Annotated in this window: 21 protein-coding genes, 1 tRNA gene and 1 pseudogene; 11 read left to right on the forward strand and 12 right to left on the reverse strand. The window is 56.0% G+C overall.

The features are described 5' to 3' along the window. Window positions 1-3: 3 nt before the first annotated feature. From PFY00_RS03635 to PFY00_RS03650, 4 genes are all read right to left on the reverse strand, one after another. Complete coding sequence (locus PFY00_RS03635; protein WP_271431141.1) at window positions 4-696, reverse strand: EI24 domain-containing protein; 693 nt, start codon at window positions 694-696, stop codon at window positions 4-6. Beyond that, window positions 693-1,271, reverse strand: a complete 579-nt coding sequence (locus PFY00_RS03640; RefSeq protein WP_271431142.1) for a nitroreductase family protein — start codon at window positions 1,269-1,271, stop codon at window positions 693-695. The genes PFY00_RS03635 and PFY00_RS03640 overlap by 4 nt, the downstream gene beginning before the upstream one ends. Window positions 1,272-1,340: 69 nt before the next feature. Then, window positions 1,341-1,577: a hypothetical protein gene (locus tag PFY00_RS03645; protein ID WP_271431143.1), complete on the reverse strand. Its 237-nt coding sequence runs from the start codon at window positions 1,575-1,577 to the stop codon at window positions 1,341-1,343. 45 nt (window positions 1,578-1,622) lie between these two features. Beyond that, window positions 1,623-2,009: a thiol-disulfide oxidoreductase DCC family protein gene (locus PFY00_RS03650; RefSeq protein ID WP_271431144.1), complete on the reverse strand. Its 387-nt coding sequence runs from the start codon at window positions 2,007-2,009 to the stop codon at window positions 1,623-1,625. A 106-nt stretch (window positions 2,010-2,115) separates the two neighbouring features. Between PFY00_RS03650 and PFY00_RS03655 the strand changes: the two genes are divergently transcribed. The 4 genes from PFY00_RS03655 to PFY00_RS03670 all read left to right on the forward strand — a co-directional run bounded on the left by PFY00_RS03655 (window position 2,116) and on the right by PFY00_RS03670 (window position 3,735). Beyond that, complete coding sequence (locus PFY00_RS03655; protein WP_271431145.1) at window positions 2,116-2,835, forward strand: M48 family metalloprotease; 720 nt, start codon at window positions 2,116-2,118, stop codon at window positions 2,833-2,835. Between the two features lie 77 nt (window positions 2,836-2,912). Continuing rightward, window positions 2,913-3,173, forward strand: a complete 261-nt coding sequence (locus tag PFY00_RS03660) for a DUF6455 family protein (RefSeq protein ID WP_271431146.1) — start codon at window positions 2,913-2,915, stop codon at window positions 3,171-3,173. Next, window positions 3,170-3,475: a DUF6455 family protein gene (locus PFY00_RS03665; RefSeq protein WP_271431147.1), complete on the forward strand. Its 306-nt coding sequence runs from the start codon at window positions 3,170-3,172 to the stop codon at window positions 3,473-3,475. Before PFY00_RS03660 ends, PFY00_RS03665 begins: the two co-directional genes overlap by 4 nt. Further along, window positions 3,472-3,735 (forward strand): DUF6455 family protein, encoded by a 264-nt coding sequence (locus PFY00_RS03670; protein WP_271431148.1) that lies wholly within the window; start codon window positions 3,472-3,474, stop codon window positions 3,733-3,735. Before PFY00_RS03665 ends, PFY00_RS03670 begins: the two co-directional genes overlap by 4 nt. Window positions 3,736-3,775: 40 nt before the next feature. On the opposite strand, the gene PFY00_RS03675 is transcribed toward PFY00_RS03670, so the two are convergent. Continuing rightward, window positions 3,776-4,756: a complex I NDUFA9 subunit family protein gene (locus PFY00_RS03675; protein WP_271431149.1), complete on the reverse strand. Its 981-nt coding sequence runs from the start codon at window positions 4,754-4,756 to the stop codon at window positions 3,776-3,778. A gap of 143 nt (window positions 4,757-4,899) precedes the next feature. Between PFY00_RS03675 and PFY00_RS03680 the strand changes: the two genes are divergently transcribed. Further along, a tRNA-Leu gene (locus PFY00_RS03680) sits at window positions 4,900-4,986 on the forward strand. 361 nt (window positions 4,987-5,347) lie between these two features. On the opposite strand, the gene PFY00_RS03685 is transcribed toward PFY00_RS03680, so the two are convergent. Both PFY00_RS03685 and PFY00_RS03690 read right to left on the reverse strand, forming a co-directional pair. Then, window positions 5,348-6,229 (reverse strand): hypothetical protein, encoded by an 882-nt coding sequence (locus PFY00_RS03685; RefSeq protein WP_271431150.1) that lies wholly within the window; start codon window positions 6,227-6,229, stop codon window positions 5,348-5,350. 45 nt (window positions 6,230-6,274) lie between these two features. Continuing rightward, window positions 6,275-9,721: a class I SAM-dependent DNA methyltransferase gene (locus tag PFY00_RS03690; protein WP_408648435.1), complete on the reverse strand. Its 3,447-nt coding sequence runs from the start codon at window positions 9,719-9,721 to the stop codon at window positions 6,275-6,277. A 66-nt stretch (window positions 9,722-9,787) separates the two neighbouring features. Between PFY00_RS03690 and PFY00_RS03695 the strand changes: the two genes are divergently transcribed. Then, window positions 9,788-10,330 carry a hypothetical protein gene (locus PFY00_RS03695; protein ID WP_271431152.1) on the forward strand — a complete coding sequence of 181 codons (543 nt, stop codon included), beginning with the start codon at window positions 9,788-9,790 and terminating at the stop codon, window positions 10,328-10,330. A 408-nt stretch (window positions 10,331-10,738) separates the two neighbouring features. Here PFY00_RS03695 and PFY00_RS03700 read toward each other — a convergent pair whose 3' ends face one another. The 4 genes from PFY00_RS03700 to PFY00_RS03715 form a co-directional block, all read right to left on the reverse strand. Further along, window positions 10,739-11,404, reverse strand: coding sequence for a hypothetical protein (locus PFY00_RS03700; RefSeq protein ID WP_271431153.1), 666 nt, complete (start codon window positions 11,402-11,404; stop codon window positions 10,739-10,741). Between the two features lie 12 nt (window positions 11,405-11,416). Next, entirely contained in the window at window positions 11,417-11,641 is a 225-nt protein-coding gene (locus PFY00_RS03705; RefSeq protein WP_271431154.1) for a helix-turn-helix transcriptional regulator, read from the reverse strand. 67 nt (window positions 11,642-11,708) lie between these two features. Continuing rightward, a complete protein-coding gene (locus PFY00_RS03710; protein WP_271431155.1) occupies window positions 11,709-12,260 on the reverse strand; it encodes a hypothetical protein in 552 nt (183 codons plus the stop codon). Continuing rightward, complete coding sequence (locus PFY00_RS03715) at window positions 12,253-13,443, reverse strand: tyrosine-type recombinase/integrase (protein WP_271431156.1); 1,191 nt, start codon at window positions 13,441-13,443, stop codon at window positions 12,253-12,255. The genes PFY00_RS03710 and PFY00_RS03715 overlap by 8 nt, the downstream gene beginning before the upstream one ends. Window positions 13,444-13,794: 351 nt before the next feature. Between PFY00_RS03715 and PFY00_RS18980 the strand changes: the two are divergent. The 3 genes and pseudogenes from PFY00_RS18980 to PFY00_RS03730 all read left to right on the forward strand — a co-directional run. Beyond that, window positions 13,795-13,938, forward strand: a pseudogene (locus PFY00_RS18980) (hypothetical protein); the annotation flags it as partial. Between the two features lie 51 nt (window positions 13,939-13,989). Next, entirely contained in the window at window positions 13,990-15,351 is a 1,362-nt protein-coding gene (locus PFY00_RS03725; RefSeq protein ID WP_271431158.1) for a hypothetical protein, read from the forward strand. After that, a complete protein-coding gene (locus tag PFY00_RS03730; protein ID WP_271431159.1) occupies window positions 15,344-16,435 on the forward strand; it encodes a radical SAM protein in 1,092 nt (363 codons plus the stop codon). The genes PFY00_RS03725 and PFY00_RS03730 overlap by 8 nt, the downstream gene beginning before the upstream one ends. Before the next feature lie 54 nt (window positions 16,436-16,489). On the opposite strand, the gene PFY00_RS03735 is transcribed toward PFY00_RS03730, so the two are convergent. Next, window positions 16,490-17,719, reverse strand: coding sequence for an ROK family transcriptional regulator (locus PFY00_RS03735; protein WP_271431160.1), 1,230 nt, complete (start codon window positions 17,717-17,719; stop codon window positions 16,490-16,492). A 183-nt stretch (window positions 17,720-17,902) separates the two neighbouring features. Between PFY00_RS03735 and xylB the strand changes: the two genes are divergently transcribed. Continuing rightward, complete coding sequence (gene xylB, locus PFY00_RS03740; RefSeq protein WP_271431161.1) at window positions 17,903-19,339, forward strand: xylulokinase; 1,437 nt, start codon at window positions 17,903-17,905, stop codon at window positions 19,337-19,339. After that, a complete protein-coding gene (gene xylA / locus PFY00_RS03745) occupies window positions 19,336-20,637 on the forward strand; it encodes a xylose isomerase (protein ID WP_271431162.1) in 1,302 nt (433 codons plus the stop codon). The genes xylB and xylA overlap by 4 nt, the downstream gene beginning before the upstream one ends.

Below are 20,637 nucleotides of genomic sequence, written 5' to 3' on the forward strand. Positions count from 1 at the left end.
ACCTCAGGTGCTGCGGCTGACCCTGTGGAAGATATGGGTGAACGTTGCAGCGCCGAGGATTGGGACCAAAAGGTTCACCAATGGGATTGTCAGCGGAACGGCCATCAGGATGCCGGCAGCCCAAATTGTCAGCATATGCCGGCGGCGTAGCTGTTTTGCCCCGGCGCGCCCGACCCGGCGCATGGCTGCCAGTGTGAAATATTCCCGGCCCAGCAAAAATCCGTTCAAAGCCCAGAACACAAAGGGCGCGAAAATCGTCGAGGTCGCATAGATGACCAAGGCCACGATGTTTGCGGCGATCAAGACACCCAAGAAGCTGGCGGTGTCCCGCAATGCTTCGGCCATTGGAATTGCCGGGGCTTGCCCCAGCGCCGGATAGTGCCGGTCTTCGACCGCTTGTGCGACCTCTTCGAGAAAGAGAGAGGTGATGGCCGAAGCGACGGGAACCATCAAGAAGACGGAAAGCAGCAACATCAGCGGCACGGCTGCCCAGGACAGAACATTGTCGATCCAGGTCACTTCGCCGATCCACGGTAGGGTCACGCTGTCACCGACGATCCAGCCAATTCCCCAAACAAAGCTCGAGAAAAATCCGAATAATAGTAGGATTGTCAGGCCGATCCCGCGAAATAGAACAGATCGAAATCGACGGTCACCGATTTGGGCGAGCGCCTTGAAAAAGGCGGTGATGATCATTCCGAAACCCAGCTGGTGATGGCATCGAGGTCCGGGCGCGGTCGTTCGGGGGGAGCGCTTGTCTCAGTGCCAATGTGCAGGAACCCTGCGATTTTTTCATTTGAGCCAAGTCCAAGCGCCTCTTGCACAAAGGTCCGATCATGGCTGGCCCATCCCGACAGCCAGTTTGCGCCCCATCCACTGGCAAGTGCGGCGTTCAAAAGGGCGAGACAGACTGCACCGGCAGAATAGGTCTGTTCGATTGCCGGGATTTTTTCGCTGGGCTTTTGCACTTCCACGACGGCGACACACAACGGGCTATTGGAAAAGGCGCCTTCCGCCTTTGCGATAGTGTCCGCGTCTTTTCCCAGACGCTCGCCCGTGCTGCGCACCGTTGCGGCAAGCCGCTGCAATGCGTCGCCTTTCAGTACAATAAATCGCCAAGGTTCAAGCTTTCCATGGTCCGGGGTCCGGGCGGCGGCTGTCAGAAGGGTCCGCAATGCCTCATCATCCGGGGCAGGGCTCTTGAGGGTTTTCGCCGGACGGGACCGGCGCGACAGCAGAAATTCCATGGCTTGTGGGTTGGGCGTGGGCATGGCCTGTCCTTTAGTGGTTTAGGCCTATGTCAGTGTTGGCGGCGTGGAAATCAAGCGCCCGCGTGAACCCTAGTCATCATCTGTTCGGGTATAGACGCCTTCTGGCAAGGATACGGCGGCGACCAGATCCTTCATTTGCGTCAGGGACAAAGTGATGCTGTGTGTTGTGTCTGTTCGCGGATCGTATTGCTGAACCGTGATGCATTCTTCGAAGCTGGAAACGATCACGTCCTCTTGGAGAGGGGTTTCACCCTCATCCACCAAGGTCACAATAGTGGCGTCAAATTCGTGCTCGATACTGAACATGCAAATAGTCTAGCGGGGCTGTTGTCGGGGTCCAAGCCCCAAAGATCAGGCAATCTTTTTCGCGTTGCCACGTGCTTCACGACGCTTGTGCAGTGTGAACAAAAGCGGAGCGAGAATATAGTCGTACACCAAGGCAGCCACCGTCCTGATCAAGGGCAGGCTGACAATCCAAGCCAACCATTTTAATCCGGGCATCTGTCGCCAAAGGGCGGCAAAAGCAGGAATTCCCGAAATCAGTTCGCCGTCCTGCATGACATGAAACCGTTTTGCAGCCTGATCTCGCGTCAGACCAAAAGCGGCAAGATCGCAATCGGACAGACCTGCATAGGCAATATCCATGTCGTGGCGCGTTGTCGCGCGGCGATAGCCGTTTACCTCCCGCGCACAAATTGGGCAGGTGTCGTTGTAGATCACTGTGGTTTTCTTGTTCATAACCCAAAGATAGGGAGCAGCAGTACACCGCCAAGTGAAGAATCTGCTCTGGCCGCGCGACGGATCGGCGCATATCGTTCTTGAACACTCACGATGGACCGACTCAATGCGCCTGATCCTGCCGCTTCTGATTCTATTTATTGCTGCCTGCGAACCTGTGACGGTTGTCCAAACGCCGGACCAATCCGCCGCTTCCGAAGCGGCACCGGATTCGAGCGGAGAGATTGATCCAAGGGCGCAACGGGCAGCCCGGCAATTTGTCGAAGTGGTGAGTATTGTCGAGCCGGTGGCTGAGGCCGAGTGCCGCCGGGTTATGGCAGGCCGCAATTGCGATTTCCAGATTGTGGTTGATGATCGCCCGGGCCAGCCACCGAACGCGTTTCAAACGGTCGACAAGAACGGCCGACCCATTCTGGCGTTCAATCTGGCTTTGATCGCTTCGGTCAAGAACCGGGACGAATTGGCCTTTGTCATGGGACACGAGGCCGCGCATCATATCCTGTCGCATCTGGACCGGATGCGTGAAAACGCCGTCGTAGGCGCGGTTGTGTTCTCGGGCATCGCGGCAATGACCGGTGCCAGCGCCAAGGAAGTGCGTGAGGCCGAACAGCTCGGTGCCGAAGTGGGCGCACGGACCTATTCCAAGGATTTCGAACTTGAAGCTGACAAGCTGGGAACCATCATCGCCGCCCGGGCAGGATTTGATCCGGTAAGAGGAGCAAAGTTCTTTACGCGTATTCCAGATCCCGGCGATCGGTTTTTGGGAACTCACCCACCCAATGCCGCCCGGACCGAGATTGTCCGCCGGACGGCTGCAGGGCTGTAACGCGGCTGATCTGAATCAAAGCGGTTTTTGCCAGTCCATGTAGGTTTGTCCCGTGAACCAATCACGAGGACGATCCTATGCACAGCACACAAACACTGAAACGACATGCCGGTTTGGTCGACGCGATGGCCGAGGCACAGGGGCTTGATCTGGAAGAGCAAATGCTGCGCGGCAAGCTGAGCTTTTCAGAACTGGAAGATGCTGTTCTGGCCTGCACCGGATGCGCGGAGCCGTGTCAGTGTGAAAAGTGGTTAAACGAACTGGATGGAAAAGCGGCAGAAACACCAATTTATTGTCGCAACGCATCACTGTTTTCCGATCTGAAAGCCCGGTCATGAACTACGGCAACACCAGCGAGCAGGTCAGAACACTTGGCCCGATCCGCAAACATTTTTGGCGGGTTCAGAGAATGGCGCGCGCCGTTGACGTGAATCTTGTGAGTGCGGCAAAGGGTGATCTTATCGATGACGAGGCATGGGCCAACATGATTACACGCTGCCGCGGCTGCCAGTGGGCAGATGGTTGCGGTCGTTGGCTGAAGCAAGCAGCCCTGACGGGGCATGAGCGTACAGCACCAAACCAATGCCGCAATCGTAATGTCTTTGATGCGTTGCGCACAAAATCCGGTTCGGGATCGTGACCCGCAGTGGTTTGAGCGGTGGGCGCAGCTTTTTCCTGACGCGCGCGGTGGCGCGCCTGTCTGGAATCGATCTGGCGCAAGCCATGCAGTCAAACGGTCGGGGCGCGATTGAATATGCCGATATGGTGTCACGCTGTCGGGCTTGCCCCAATCCGGAGGCCTGCCTCGCGTGGCTGTCCGAAGCCCGCACTCCTGACAATGCGATTCCGCCGGGATGCCCGAATACCAAAGCGTTTGATGCGCTCAGAAAGAAGGTCTGAGCACGTCAATTAACGATGAGGTCTGGCTAGGCGATTTCGATCAGGCCCGCAGGTTCTTGGCCGATTCCTTGATCGCGTCGTACTGCCCCGAAGGACGGAACCGCCAAAGGTAGTCTGGCAAAACCGCTTCGACGTCTGTGGGTGTAATTCCCAGGTCGGCAAAGGTTTTGGCATCACCAGACACCACATTGTCGGATCGCAGGCTTTTGACCTGATCCGAAGTGATCTGCGCGGGAACCAGTCCAAGCGTGATTGTGTTCACGAGGTCTGAAACAGAGCCAATGATCGATGCCGCCCAGAATGGAATATTGAGAACCAGACGGCGGCGACGGATCACCCCAAGCATCAGTTGCATCAATTCGCGGAAGCTGGCTGTCCGTGGCCCGCCCAATTCATAGATACCGCCATCTGCCTCGCCCAGAACGCCCTGAACGGCGGCTTTGGCCACATCGTCCACATACACTGTCTGAAACTGGGTTTTGGCACCAACAACAGGAAGGATCGGCGAAAGCCGTGTCATACCGGCAAAGCGATTAAAGAATTGGTCTTCGGTCCCAAAGATAACCGAAGGACGCAGGATCATGGCATTCGGCATATGCTGCAAAACGCCTTCTTCGCCCAAACCTTTGGACTGGGCGTAAAGGCCTTGGCCATCTTTGTCGGCGCCGATTGCAGAGATGTGGACCATGCGATCAACACCGCTCTCTGCAGCAATGCGCGCGATACGCTCTGCGCCTTCGTGCTGAACCGCGTCGAAATTGTTCTTGCCGCCCTTGTCGAAGGTGCCAACACAATTCACGACGGCATCGGCGCCTTGCATTACATCACGAACGGATGCGTCATCCCGTATGTTGCATAGCACCGGCTCAACCTGACCCACGACGCCGTAGGGGCGCACGAAGATCGCTTCGTTTGGCCGCCGGACAGCGACACGTACACGCCAGCCTGCCTTGGCCATGCGGCGTGCGATGTAACGCCCGACAAAGCCGGACCCTCCATAGATTGTAACCAGCTTGGACATTGGCGACTCCTGTGGTGTTCTGGGTGCAGGAATACCCACGCTTTTGACTGCTCGCAAGGTGTGGGATAGTCGCAACGGGAACTTTGTGAAAAAGGCCGTTGACTCCCCCAATAGGTGGCCTTAAACGGCGCTTCACCACCTGTGCCCAGGTGGCGGAATTGGTAGACGCGCTGGCTTCAGGTGCCAGTGACCGTACGGTCGTGGAGGTTCGAGTCCTCTCCTGGGCACCATTTATTTCCATAAAAGTAATGAAAAACAGCAGCTTAGTGGAATTGAGCCACTCTGTGCCCACCTATTTGTCCACCCTTTTGTATTTGCTTCAAGCGGCTTCTCTTCACGTCGCAAAGAGAGAAAACCATGATGTTCACAAGCAGATCATCAATCTGCTGACCTAATGACTCGGTGTAGCCAAAGCGTCCAGAGCAGCAACCAATGCCGCGCAGCCGCCTGTAGGAAGAGCAGAAGTGCAGACACTGGCCCCTCCGTCAAAAAAATTCAGCCCCCCGCCCCCTTTTCTCAGCAGAACCTAAAGAGCCCCCACCCCCAAAAAATGGCGCGCTCTCAACGGTTGGGATACGATGACAGGCGCGTCTACCAAAAAAACGAGTTTCGAATATATTTTTGGATCACATCTTCCGGATGTAGGGTTTGAGGTGTTTGTTCGTCCAGCGCTTTGATCTCAGCGCAGTAATCAGATATTTTTTCAGATCTTTTTTTCTTGAGGGCTCGGTCGCGCAAATAGAAAAAAACCCCAGCAGCAATGGCCATGATGGGCACACCGATCTCCGGGGCATCATGCGCTTCAACCACAAATTCAGCGAACATCAAAAGCAGCCCTGTGGTCATAAACGCTTTGACCCACCACTCTGAACTGCTCTCTTTCAAAAGCTGTTGTCCGCGGTCAAGCTCCCATAGGTTAGCTGCAATTCTATTGATCTCGTATTTATCTAGAGGTCGCTTAGAGGCGGGTAGTTCGACCATGCTGCGCTTAAGGTCTGCTTCGTTCTTCAGAGGCTCAGCTGCTTCCACGTTGCTGTCTAAAACGGTTTCGCTGTTTTGCCTCACCATCCGGGCATCAGTCGCTTCCCTCTTTGGAACAAGGGAGATTGGTGGGAATATGCGTTCAAGTCTCATGCGCGACATTCCCATTTGGAAAACGATCTCGTCTGCGCTGAAATTGATGTAGGTTACGTCTTCTGGGCCGTCATAGCGCTGAAGCCAGTTTGAAACGGGCGACAAGCTGGCGCTGGAAAAAAGTACCTCTTCGCTCAATGCGCCGTGAACAATATCCACCAAGTGTTCACCATTTGGAGCGGTCAAAACGAGGCCACGAGGATTTTGTTTGAAACTTGCGGTTTCAATTCTGCTAAACCGCGAGGGTCGGGCCTTTTTCGTTCCCCATGATGATCGCTCAAAAGCGTGCCTGAGGTCGGCCAATGACACCATGATTGTGATTTCTGATGGCATGTCCATGTTTTGCGCCGTCCGTTGAGCTGGCTTTTCTCTCCGCACCGCGTCCTACGCTGCGTAGCGATCCGTGCCTGTCTTCTCCGCCTGACCCAACGCGGCCAAACTCTCCAAGAGCGGCTGCACACTCGTAGTCCGAGCGCGCATGAAGCGGCGGGCGATTTGGTCGGGGGTGGCTTCGCCCATTTCGGTGAGGGCCTCGCGGACGGCGGCGATCTGATCGGGGAGGGTTTTGGGCCAGGGGGCTTTTTCGACCTTGGCAGTAACGCCCAGGTCCATGTCTTTGGTCTTGCCCTTCGCGGCCACGCGGCCCTCGGGGTTCTGGTAGACGGGGCGGAGCCAGCGGATGTGGCCGCGAGCCTCTTCCTCGGCACGTTCCTTATTGAGGGCGACGAGGCGGAAGAGGATGTCTTCGTCACTCAGGTCGGCGGGCCAGCCATAGGCCTTGGCCACGGCGACGTCGATCTGGTCGTGCAGGTCCTTGAGGATGCCGATCAGGCCCTGATCATAAATCTCGCGGTCCTTGCCTTCGATGGTGTCCCCGGCGCGGAGCTTTTCCAGCACGTTGTACATCTGCGTCAGGGTCAGCTTAGGGTGCGCGGCCTGCTGGCGTTTGCGGTGGGCGTCGAGCTCTTCCCCAAGGGCGCGGAGGCGGGTGCGCTGATCGTCGGTGAGGTCGGGGAAGGGGAAAGGTTCAAAAATAAGGGAGTTATTGTAGCGTGGATCATTGCCGACACCCAGTCGAGCACCGGCGGCAAGCGCCCAGACCACGTGTGCTCTAGAACTCATAACCGCCATTAAATTGGCATCGGAAAACGCAAATGAGATGCACCCTTGATCTGCTATCAAAGGTTTTTCTAGGCGGGTGAAATACCTATGCTTGGCTGTCATGGGCGTAACAAAAAAGCTGTCAAGCGCAGCCATTGCCGGACGCATATTCCGAGCTGGATCACCGAGCACCCACCAGTTTTCTCTTCTCCACTGGTTGTTGTTCTCTGCGCGCTCCAATCTGGTTGTGTCGTAAAGGTGCTGAAATAGTTTGGGAAATCGCTTTCTGACCTCGCCCTCTTCGTAGCCAAGCAAGTCGATCACAAAATTCTTTTGGGTACCCGAAACTACATCACGGCCATTAACTACAGGCTTGATCTGCTCGCCGACAACAATTTCATCACCTAGGCCAAGCGACTTAGCTTTCTCCTCGGAAACTGAAAACCCGGCTCCGAACATGTAAATTCCTCGGAATGCAAGGGCCTTATTCGAACTTAGGGGTTTTGCACTCAGTACATCCGGTCCAATTCGTAAGTTCGCAAAAACCTTTCCGACTTGATGATCGAATGTAACTAGACGCCCATCCGCCTCGCTCTTCTCCTTGCTCTCCGTCGCCAGTGTCAGCAGACGCCCGGCCCGGTTACCTGCCCCGGCAACCGTCATGGCGATCCGAACGGCTGCGTCGCCAGTTTGAGCCTCGACCCAAGGGTGATCCGGGATGGCGAAGAGCAGCGAGAGCGGCTTTTTCGGATCGTTCAGATGCGGCTCCAGCACGCGTCGATTGAAGGTCTGGCGCAGGGAATTGGTGGTGATCAGGCCGAAGCGGCGGGTGCCTTTGCCGCTCTTGGCATTGTAGGCCCGCGCGGCCAGAGCGGCCTTTTCCCACCAGAACATGACCAGATCGGCGCTTTGCGGCATCTTGGGATAGGCATTCCATAGCGCCTCGACATACCCATCGCCCAGATTGTCGCGCAGGCGCGAGGCCCCGATGAACGGCGGGTTGCCGACGATAAAGTCGGCTTGGGGCCAGACCGTCGCCTTGGGTTTGGCATAGTCATAGACCTGCACACGCGCGTCAGGGTCCGGCACCTCCTCCCCCGTCACGGGATGGCGCATGGTGGTCACGCCGTCCCAGCGGGTGACGGGCGTGCCGTCTTCGTCTATGCGCTCCGTCCGGTCCGCCCATTCCAGCACGGCATCGCCTTGGCGGATGTTCTTGAAGTCGCGCAGCACAGGCTCGGACGGGGCGGCGTTGCCATAGGTGCGGAAGTGCCATTGCAGGTAACCGATCCAGAGCACCAGCTCGGCCACGTTGGCGGCCCACGGGTTCAGCTCGATCCCGAGGAATTGGTGCGGGTCCACGGTGATCAGGGGCCGCGTGTCGCCCAGATCGTGCATGAGCGATGTGACCTCGCCCTCGAGCCGCTTCATCATCTCGAGCGCGACATAGAGGAAGTTGCCCGAGCCGCAGGCGGGGTCGAGCACGGTGGTCTCGCAAAGTTTAGCGTGAAAGTCGCGGACGAGTTTGAGCGCGTCGTCGGTTTTGCCGTCCTCGGTCAGGCGCTGCACGGCGGTCTGCACGTCGCGCCAATCCTCACGCAATGGTTCGATGATGGTAGGTGTAACGAGCCGCTGCACATAGGCGCGGGGCGTGTAATGCGCGCCGAGCTTGTGGCGCTGGCGCTTGTCGAGCGCGCGTTCGAGGAGCGTGCCGAAGATCGCCGGTTCGACCTGTTTCCAATCGGCTTCGGCGGCTTCGATGAGTAAGTCGAGTTGAAGCTCATTGAGGGGAAGCGCGTCGGCTTCCTTGAAGAGGCCACCGTTGAAGCGTTTGAGGTCCTGCATTAGGACTTGGGAGAAACCGCCGGTGTTCATGGTTTCCCAAAGACCTTTGAGCGCGGGTTCGGCGTGTTCCGGGTGCCCGCGCAGTTTCCGCAGGAGTTCCGTGAAGCTTCCACGCGGGATCAGGTCCACGTCTTCGGCGAACATGGAGAATAGGCAGCGCATGAGGAAGCTGGCTACCGTCTGGCTGTCGTGGCCTTGACCCTCGAAGCTCTTGCCCAGTTCAGCAAGGTGGGCGGCGATGTCGCGTGTGACTTCGGCAGCTTTGAGCGACGGATCGAGGCTGTAGGGGTCGATCCAGATCGTGCGCAGAAGATCGCGGATATCTTCGTCGTGAAGCTCATCCAGCGCGATGCGGTAGCGGTTGCCGTCCGGGAACTGGTTGTAGCCTTGGCCTTGCTTGGAGAAGTCGGCGTAAAGCTCGATCACATGGCCCACGTCCACGACCATCAGGAATGGGGGCCAACCGTCCTCCTTTGCGACCGCGCGGGCGTAGTTGTCCGCCTGGTTGCGCGCCTTCAGCATCGTGTCGTCCCAAGCAGCGGTGCCGCGTACACCATGCCCGGTGCGCCTCTGTTTGCGTTCGGCGGTGCCCTTGGTCAGGTCGCCTTGCCGATTTTTTTTATGGTTAACGCCCTGCTTTGTTTCGAGAATGAAGTGGCCCGCGCGGTAGACGTCAACAAAGCCTGTGCTGCGTTTGTGGGTGTGGGCGAAAGTGACGGGGCGCTCGAACCGGTAGTGATCGTTGCTGTCATCATCCGTTGCCGGGCAGGGGCGTTCGAGGCCGAGTAGCTCTGTCAGCTCGATCACGAAGAGCTGGTAATTGGCATGTTCGCTGCCACCGGTGTCTTTCCAGCGGTTGATAAACTCTTCGATCACTCTCAACATCCCTGAACTTTGTTTCACGGTATGGTCAACTCTTGCGGGTATCAAGCTGGAACCGTGTGGTGCTTGGTGGACATTGATCGGCCGGCACAAGCTAACTTTATGAAACTAAGTTGCCCCCTCGATCCCGACAAATTCCCCGCAGCTTTTGCGTTGTTTGAGGCTGCTCGGGAACACAAACCGCGCGGTTCCCGCATCTCTGCCGCCTCAATTGCCGCTATGTGTTTGCTGGCAGGAGGAGAGGTACGCTTTGCGCGCGAAGCGGCGAAGATCGCAGGGATCACCGAAGCCAACTTTTCACGCTCTCGCCGTTCAAGTCATGGGCGTTCGTTGGAAAAAACCCTGGCCAAACTCTTTCGAGAGAACGCGGGGCAGTGTGCAATCGCAAACATTGTGAAACTGGCAAACCAGAGAGAAAACTTGTCGGTAGCCATGCGTGCAAACGAGTGGCTTGCCGGAATTAATGGGATTTCACCCGCAACGAAAAGCGAGGTCACGCACAAATCGGAAGGTCAAAACTTTGGTATGGTCGTGATGCACCCAGATTTGGCAACACCCGATATACTCGATCAAATCTTCCCAAAGCGAAGAGACAAGCCCACCAAGTACTGAAGGTGCGCTGGCGGTGGGTCCCCACCCACTAAGTGTCAGGCTGGCTCTCAGTGGCGCCATGTGGGCTGCCTGTGGCGTACCCTGTGGGACGGGCCCGATTGCATATGCCCAGGTGCATCCGGCGGGCAAACGCCGCGGCCCGCAGATCAGGAAGCCTCGACACCTCGACAGCACCTGTGAAACCGATACATTTTTCGCCGCCGTTCGGGTGGGTCAAGGTTACTCCTTGCTGCGCGGTGTTCGCGTGCCGGCGTTGAGCGCGCCATCCCTGAGATGCAAGGCGTTCCCACAATCCGGGCTCATGGTCGATAATTCGCATAGACGGTGACATAACGAGATTTATCACACCGGGAATTTTTACGTTCCAAGCACCTTTTTTAGTGAGACAGTCCGGAAAAGCCCCTTTTCTTAGCATTTCTCAGAGCAACGGTTTCGGGGGGAGAGACCGGGTTCCTCTTGCAGTGCCGGAGGCACGACCTCTGAACGGCCTCCTTCGATTACGCGCAAATCCTCAGTGACTTCGACAAACCGCTCATCCCGCAGCCATTTTGCCAAATTACATGGCGACCTGCCTGATGCGATAACTGCAGCGATGTATTGCCGTGCTCTCCTCTCGATATCGGGCAAACCCGCGAGTCGTGAAGCCCCCCGCAAATGTTGCCGCACCGTATTCAAAACGGGGTCCGATCCGGCGGCGGTCCAGAGCTTCATCAGTGTGTCGGCGGTCCGGTTGATTTCGGCCTTTGGTGCAACGGTGCCTATCTTACCTATTAACGACCCCAATTTTTGGGGTCCGGTGCCGTTCCCCAATTTTTGGGGTCCGGTGGCCGCGCGATATCCTGGTGAATACTTGCCATTTGACCCGCGCTTCTGCTTTTCAAGTAAACCGAAGGGTCGCAACTCTTTAATTGCTCCATCGAGCGTGTTTTCCGAGATGCCCACCCGCTTAAGGATGTTGGCGCGGTGCACCGTGTATCCTCTTCGGTGCGATAGGATTTCCAGCAGGACAAGCCTAGCGTTGGCGCTAATATCCAGAGCGATAATGTCTTGCAATTCTCTGTTATTGACAGCCATTCTCGTTTTGGTTCAGTTCGAATGACCAACTTCGGCAGTCGATTGCGCTGGGTTGGCATCCCAGCTCGACTCTTGCTCTTTGAGCCATTGTTCGATGGTCGACTGCCTCCATCGGCTAGCGCGACCCAATTTGATCGGAGCGGGAAACTTTCCATTGCTAATCCAGCGCCAAACCGTTGGTTCGGCAATAGCCAGTTGTTCGGTGATTTCGGATACTTTGAGAAGTCGGTCAGTCATGGCATTCCTCGATATAGAACAGGGTACGCAGGCAAACTGCGGGATAACCCCAGCTATCTCGACGGAATTATTTTGCTTTCTTTTCCGGCAGTACTTTATCCAATAATTTCTTAGACATACCAAAGTCTTCAAGTATACCGAAACGATTTTTCCAAATGTCTTGGAGGGTATCTCCCCCTATCGTGCAATTCGCTTTGGCTAGGATGGCTTTGGCCTCGCTGTCGCCAACGTTAGGCCGAATAGGGTACCCAAGTCTTTCATGGATAATGAGTGCAAAAAGCAAAACCGTGTTTCTGGCTTGTATTTTGCGTTCTCTCTTGCCAACGCTTTCTTCTGCCAATTGCAACGCTAAAGCCATTCGGAAGCGAGCTTCCGCGTCCACGTGGAACTCCGGATCCAGCAGTGCGTGCCTAACGCCGCCAGCGGCCCACTTCGGCACATATTTGAGTACGATTCGCCATATGGCGCACTCGATGGGCGCGCTTTCGTCATCCGGTGATAGTCGAAAAAGCTCTGGCGGCGCATAATCGTCACGGCTGAGTACAGCCCCAAAACGCAGCCAAGCCTCCGCAGCAGCAGCAGTTTCGATATCCTCGAATTTTGGGTCGTACTCAGCCATGAAGCCGCACAACTGAGCTTAATGCCCCAGTGACGTGATCTGCCCAGCGCTCCATGAGCACTCGGCGTTGTTCGAGGTGATCGCTGCGTTGATAGGCTCGACTGACGGTAGTGCCAGTGGCATGCCCCAGCACCGTTTCAGCGACCTCATGAGGCGCATCTGTGCAATCCGCCAACCAAGTGCGCAGGGACGTCCGGAAGCCGTGTGGGCGCGCCTCAACCTTTCTTCGCGCCATAAGCTGAGAAAGCGTCATGTCGCTGATCGGTCCTTTGCCCCGCGTGCCGGGCAAAAGCCAGCCGCCGCGCTCATGGGCCAAAGCTTGCTTGATCACAGTTTGAGCTTCTTTGGACAAAGAAACCCGAAAATCTTCCGTCTTTCCTTTTCTACCCTTCATAAACTCAGCGGGTATCGTCCAAATGTCGCCTTCGATTTGCTCAACGCGGCAATTCCTCAGCGCAGCAGTACGCACACCAGTCAAAATCAGTAGACGTAAAGCGAGGTGCGTCACGGTTCCGTCCGAAAGGGTCTGGTAAAATCCTGGAACATCGGACCAAGGCATTGCGGGGATGTTTTTCGCGACGTGTCGCTGCGCACCTAAAAGTGCTTTGGCCTTATCAACCGCTTGCAGGTCAACGTCGAGTCCTAGCGCCGCGCCGTGTTTGATAGCGATTGAAAGCCGGTTCATCGCTTTGCGGGCTGTGTCCGCTTTGCTATGCCAGATCGGTCGCAGTGCGTCTCGAATGTCAATTTGATCAATGTCGGCCACCGGGACGCCGCCCAGCTTCGGTAGCACGTGCAATTCCAATGGCGAGAACCACCGGCCAGCTTTTCCATCACCTTTAAGCTCAGCCTTCCGGCTTTCAAATGCGTCTGCCGCCACATCGCGCAGAAGGTGCAGATTGCGCTCGGCCTGCCGCCGTTCTTTTTCGCGTTGCTTAACAGGGTCAACCCCAGCCTTTGCTTGCGACCTCCAATGCTTGGCCAGCTTGCGAGCATCGGCCAAGGTCACATCTGGCCAGCCACCCAATCCCATTTCTCGACGCCGTCCGTGAACCGTGATGCGCAATATCCATTGCTTTGAATTCTCGCCCCGGTTCCAAAACCAGAGCCCTGCACCATCTGAATGCTTCCCCGGTGGCAGTGCGCTAATTCCGCGTGCTGTCAGTTTGCTGATTGCCGCCATTGCCTGCCCTCTCGCGTCCACCCATTTGTCCACCTTTTTATTTGCGCACTAGAGATGCTTTCTGCAACCCTGATATATCTATGTATAAGCTAAATACATGAAAAAATTAGATGATAATGGCTGGAAAGAGCTTGGGTAAGTGGGCTTATTTGCCTCTCCTGGGCACCATCTTACCTCTCAAAGTTTTCCGCACTTGTTCCTGACCCGTCCGGAAACGGCTTAAATCTTTTCCAAATTGTATCCGTTTATGTAGCCCTCGGGTTGTGGACGGCTTGTCACCTTTCGATTTATGATTCATGTTCCGCGGCAGGCATTGTTGTCGCAGTTTTACGCCCAGGTGATAGCTCAAAAATGGATGTCAAAGCGCAGTTATCCAGCGCCTTAGCCCTTGAAGCTGAAGCAAAATACTCTGCTTCATTTGAGGCTTTTTCGGCGTTGCTTGAAAAGCGGCCAGAGAACTTTGGTGCATTGATGGGCGCAGGGCGGTGTGCCGTCAGAAACGGCGATTTTCCTGCAGCAATTGAATTTTTTTCACGTGCAGTGGCTGTGCGACCGGACAAGGCCGCACCGGTCATCAGGCTTGGTCAGACACAAGAGAAAAAAGACCTCGCTGCAGCGCTTCGTACATATGAACGCGGCCGCGCCAAGTTCCCGACAGATGAGCAGTTGAAAGGATTGATATCCGCAGCCCGTCTGAAAATGGGATTTGATGGCGCTGAGATTGATCTCGATGCAGAACTAACCAATCCGACGCAGATCGAACAAGTGCTTCGGGCGGCTCTGAACCAACGCATTGCCGCTTTATCGGAAACAGAGATTGTCGAATACAATCGTCGCATCGCCGAAGTCTTTCCGCTGGATCGAACAAGAGTTGCCTATGCTCAGGCGCTGGTTTCAGCTCGGAAATTCGAGACCGCTGCGAGGGTTTTCGACGAGGTATCCAACCAAGGCAGCGCAAGGGTTTTGTTGGGACAAGCGGTTTGTGCCGGCGCCATGGAAGACTATGCCAAAGCCGAAGCTTTTTTGCGACAACATATGGAAACTGGCGAAGGTGAGCATGCCTTCCTGAGAGCTGCGGCAGCGTTTCTGGATTCCTCACCCGATCTGAAACCAGCAATCCATGTCTTGGAAGGTTTGGATTTCTCCGGTGACAATTCGGCGATTGGCAATCTGATTGAATTTGCGAGCCGGATAATGCCGCCCCGACGCGCACTGTTGAAAGGCGGAATACTCGACAGCGAAGTTCGGCTCAGCGAAGCAGGACAAAGCGGTGCCGCCGTGTTGGCTTTTGCTGGTTTCGCTCGAAGAACGGGGGCAATGCCCTTTTCCATGATAGATCGTTTTTTTGCAGGATACGGCGTTTCTACCGGTTCGTTCTACGACAGCCGTGCCAAGTTGTTTTGGGACGGTCTTGATACATTGGGCGGCACGCTGGATGCCTCGATCTCAGGCCTTAGACAACGTCTGGATGCCAATAATTTGGACCGTGTATACACGATTGGCACTTCCGGAGGAGGCGTTGGCGCCATTGTTTGGGGGTGTGAGCTTGAGGCCCGACGCGTGCTGTCATTCTCAGGGCCCACTGACATTCGGATCGAGTTTCTAAAGCAAAATGATGACGCGCGCGGACAAGCGGCAATCCATGCTTTGAACAAGCGTCTTGATGACAGTCAGTTGAACTTGCGGGCGTGGTTGGAAGCGCGCCACAAGCGAAGCCCGATCCGCATGATTTTTTGTGAAAACGAGCCGCTCGACGCAGTGCAAGCCAACAACATTGCGCATCTTCCCGAGGTTAGCCTTTGCCCAGTGGCAAGGTACGCCGAGCACGAATCCGTCTCCAGTGCGCTCGGTACAGGCGATTTGCTGCGCGAATTCGATTCAATTCTAGAGGATGTCCATCATGGCTAGCGCCTTCTTGGTGAATATGGAGCGTGTCCGCGCAATTCGAGAGATTTGCCGCAGCGATGCTGCGCTTGAACAATCGTTTCAGAAGGTGCGCAAGGATGCCCGAAAACTGTCGAACCCGGTTTCTGTCGATCTGACCTCGCGCTGCAATTTGTTTTGTGAGGGTTGCTACTACTACGAGGGTGACGCGCAGGAGATGACAGACGAGGAAGACATCTCAAGATGGAGAGCGTTTTTCGAGGCTGAGGCTAAAGAGAATGTGCAATTCGTCTATGTTGGCGGCGCAGAAGCTGCGCTGTTTCCTGATCGGATCAGAGCGGCGGCTGACAAAATTCCAAATGGCATCATTGCGGCAAATGGTACGGTAAAGATTGCGAAAGACATTCCGTTTCGTATTGCGGTTTCGGTATGGGGCAATCCCGAAGACACAGCCAAGTTGCGGGGTGGGGGGACATTTTGGAAGGCTCTGCGCAACTACGCCAATGATCCGCGTGCGCATTTTGTTTACACGATAAACAGCCAAAACATGGGTCAGATACGTGAAGTCGCCCGGATCATGAAGGGCGAAGGCGCCCAGATGACATTCAACATGTATAGCCCGACCGAAAGCTATCTGAGCAAACTTCAAAAGGGTATGGCGAACGACAAGGAGTTCTTTCGGTTTAGCAACGAGACTGACAATCTGGCATTCAAACCAGATGATCTACTTGAATGCAGAAGAATCGTCGACGACGTGATCGATGAGTTTCCCGGCACAATCGTTTACCCCAAGGCGTTTAACCGTGAGGTGACGTGTGATGGGCCCTTGTTCGAGCTGGATCCGCAAACAGGATATGCGATTGATTGTGCCGGGCGCCACAATGGCACGCACAAAACAATTCTAAGCACGCTGAAGCAAAGCAAAAACAAGTGTTGTATGCCCAACATTGACTGCGCTGAGTGTCGATTGTCGGCGACAGTCTTACCGTCCCGATTGATGCCAAAAGATCGGGACGCGCAATCTGCGCAAACGGTACGGGATTGGCTGAATATCTGTCAGTATTGGTCGTGGTTCTACTTGAATGAGCCCTACCAGCAGATTGCATGAGGCGGCTTTTGCCCCGCCAGCTTCCTAGAGCCCTAGGAAATATTGAGACGCGCGTTACCCCCGCGTGTCGAGCGTTTTTTCGGTCACTTTGGCAAGTGCCATTGCGGCAGCGCCTGAAGCCCAGACAAAATCACCCCAGGCGTGGATTTCGACGGGGGGTATTGTGACGCCGGAATTCAGGGTGTGGCGCTGTATCTCTCCGAGCGTGTCGTCGGAAAACAGAAAGTCGTACTGCATCCGTTCGCCGGACAAGATAATCAGTTGCGGGTCAAACAGATTGACGACGTTCCCGATGCCCATGGCAAGGTACTTGCCCGCGCGTTCGAAAATGGACCGCGCAGCTCGGTTGTTTGCCTTTGCTTCGTCGAACAGGGTTTCCAACACTTCATGAACAGGTGCATTCGGCTTGCACCTTGGGGAGGCGATCGAAGCTTCCCGGATCAGGGCGTAGTCGGCAACGTAAGCCTCGAGGCAGCCACGCTGGCCGCAGCGGCAGAGCGCACCGTCCAGCGCAACTTTTGTATGTCCGAGCTCCATGCCCATTCCACGCGCGCCTGAATAGAGCTTGTGGTTGATTACCAGCCCCATGCCGACGCCATGTTCGATGGTGACAACCGCAAAGTCCGAGATATGCCGCCCTACGCCAAACCAAAGCTCAGCCAGTGCGATCAGGTTGGCATCGTTGTCGATGACGACCGTGTTTCCCAGTCGTACAGCCAGCAAATCGGCAAGGGCAACTTCGGTTTCGTCGATCAAGGGGGACCAATGCGCCGTGCCAGTCGATGCATTGACGAATCCGGGAACACCCACTCCGATCGCAGACAGGTCCTGCGTCGAAATCCCTGCTGTCTGGCACACCTTGATGACCAACTCTTGGGTGCTTTGCAGCAAGAGTTCCAGACTGGGATCGCCGGAGACGGCCAGCGCTGCTGACGCCAATTGATTGCCTGCAAAATCATAAATGACAGCCGAGTGTTCCTTGTCCGACAGCTTGAGCCCGGCAACCAGATGCGCGCGGGGTTCCACGATCAGGGCAATGGGCGGTCGTCCGCGCGCGACTTCAGTCTCAACGTCTTTTTCCCGCACAAGACCCATTTCAATCAACGATGCGGTCTGCGTGGTGACTGTTGCCGGGCTGATGGAAAGCGCCTTGGAAATTTGCGCCCGCGACACGGACCCTTCGGCGCGGATCCGTTCGAAGATCGCCAACTTCAAAGACTCGGCTGCGCTCTCTACCGGAGCAAAGGGGCCGCAGCCGGGTATTGTAGCTTCCTGCGCGCTCATTACTTTTCCTCAAGAATTAAAGATTACTCAGAACCGGCTAATTTTGTCGAAAAACGGTGTGACTGCATCGGTATTTGCCGGAGTGAACCCCTTTTTCGTAAAAATTACTTTGACAACCAAATTTAATAGGGTCAAGTCTGAAGGTGTAATCCAATCCAGATTCTCAATCGCTCGGTGGAAAACATGTATCTTGGACTCGATCTCGGCACATCTGGACTCAAGGCTTTGCTGATTGATGAGGATCAGAACCCGATTGCAGAGGCAACGGCGCCTTTGACAGTCAGCCGCCGGCATGTGGGCTGGTCAGAGCAAGATCCAGCAGACTGGATTTCCGCTGCCGAACACGTGTTGGACAAATTGGCCGGTACTGTTGATCTGTCAGGTGTCAAAGGAATCGGGCTTTCTGGGCACATGCACGGCGCGACTATGCTGGATGCCAATGACGACGTGCTTTGGCCCTGCATTTTGTGGAACGACACGCGCTCATCCGAACAAGCCTCGGCCATGGATGGGGATCCAATCTGGCGCGCTATTTCGGGGAACATAGTCTTTCCCGGGTTCACCGCACCAAAGGTGCAATGGATGCGAGAGACCCATCCCGAAGTATTCAACCGAATAAGCTCGGTCTTGCTGCCCAAGGACTATCTTCGCTTCTGGCTGACAGGTGAAAAGATGTCTGAAATGTCGGACGCTGCGGGCACCAGTTGGCTGGACACCTGCTCAAGGGACTGGAGCGACACTTTGTTGGAGCGATCCGGGTTGAGTCGAGAGGAGATGCCGGGATTGGTCGAAGGATCGCAGGTGTCTGGCACGCTTCGGCCTTCCTTGGCGGCGCGTTGGGGATTTTCAGGCGATGTGCCCGTGGCGGGCGGTGCGGGGGACAATGCGGCCTCTGCGCTGGGCATGGGCGTTGTCAAAAGCGGACAAGCTTTTGTGTCGCTCGGCACGTCCGGCGTATTGTTTGCGGCCTGCGATGGGTTTCAACCTGATCCAGAGACCGCGGTTCACACCTTTTGTCACGCCTTGCCTGATATGTGGCACCAGATGGGTGTTATTCTCGCGGCGACGGATGCCTTGAATTGGTGGGCCAACTTGGTTGGCAGTGATCCGGTGTCGTTGACGCGCGAACTGGGTGCGCTGCAGGCACCGGGTGCAACGGCTTTCCTGCCCTACCTCGGCGGCGAACGCACACCGCTGAACAGCGCTTCGGTTCGCGGCGGATTCGTCGGTTTGGATCACGCCACTGACCGTGCGGCCGGAACCCGCGCGGTGCTGGAAGGTGTTGCCTTTGCGCTTGCTGACAACCGGGACGCGCTTGCGGCGGCAGGCACAACGGTGGAATCCTGTGTTGCCGTTGGCGGCGGCAGTCAGTCCGAATACTGGCTGCAGGTGGTCGCAACAGCACTGAACATCCCGCTGGACGTCCCGGTGGGCGGTGATTTCGGCGCCGCGTTCGGCGCCGCCCGGCTGGGTATGATTGCCGCAACCGGCGATGCCAGCATCGCGGTGCCACCCCCAATCAAAACAACGGTGGAGCCTGTCTCTGCCCTTTCCCAAGCCTTTCAGGACGCGCACGCACGGTTTCGCGAAGCGGCCTTGCATATGATGGAGCTGTCATGACCGACTTTTTCAAAGATATCCCCGCGATCACCTATCAAGGCGCGGATTCGACCAATGAATTTGCTTATCGCCACTATGACCCCAACGAGATGCTGGACGGCAAAAGCATGGCGGACCACCTGCGGTTTGCAGTCGCCTATTGGCACAGTTTTGCCTGGCCGGGCGGTGACCCTTTTGGTGGCCCGACCTTTGAGCGACCATGGTTTGGCGACACAATGGAATTGGCCAAGATGAAGGCGGATGTCGCCTTTGAAATGTTCCGCATTCTGGGGCAGCCATACTATTGTTGGCACGATGCCGACGTTCGCCCAGAAGGTGCAACGATGGCTGAATCCCGGTCGCGGATGGAAGAAATGACCGACTACCTCGGTCTCAAGATGGAGAGCACAGGCACCAAGCTGCTTTGGGGCACTGCCAACCTGTTCTCTCACCGGCGCTTTATGGCGGGCGCAGCCACGAACCCCGATCCAGAGGTTTTTGCCTACTCGGCCGCCACGGTGAAATACTGCATGGACGCCACGCTGAAACTTGGGGGCGAAAATTACGTGCTCTGGGGTGGGCGGGAAGGGTACGAGACCCTGTTGAATACGGACCTCAAGCGCGAGCGTGAGCAAGCGGGTAGCTTTCTGTGCCTCACGGTAGACTACGCCAAGAAGATCGGCTTCAAAGGCAATATTCTGATCGAGCCCAAGCCGCAGGAACCTACAAAGCACCAGTACGATTACGATGTCGCGACGGTATACGGTTTCCTTAAGGACTTCGGTCTTGAGAAAGAGGTTAAGGTCAACATCGAACAGGGCCATGCGATCCTTGCCGGGCACAGTTTTGAACATGAACTGGCCACTGCTGCCGCATTGGGCATTCTTGGGTCGATCGACATGAACCGGAACGATTATCAATCCGGATGGGATACCGACCAGTTCCCGAACTCCGTCCCGGAAGTGGCTTTGGCCTACTATGAAATCCTGAAGAACGGCGGATTCACCACGGGCGGTACAAACTTTGACGCCAAGCTGCGGCGCCAATCACTTGATCCGCAGGATCTGATTTTGGCGCATGCTGGGGCGTTTGACATCTGTGCCCGGGGTTACAAGGCAGCGGCGGCCATGTTGAAAGACGGATCTTTGGAAAAGGCCCGCGAAGCGCGCTATGCGGGTTGGGATACCCCCGAAGCCAAAGCAATGCTTTGCCTGAGTCTCGAGGAAATCGCCGAGCGGGTAGAGCGGGACAACGTGCAGCCTGAGCCCGTATCGGGGCGTCAGGAGCGACTGGAAAACATCGTTTCGCGGTTCGTCTGA

Source organism: Thalassococcus lentus, from assembly GCF_028023555.1.
Lineage (GTDB): Bacteria > Pseudomonadota > Alphaproteobacteria > Rhodobacterales > Rhodobacteraceae > Thalassococcus_A > Thalassococcus_A lentus.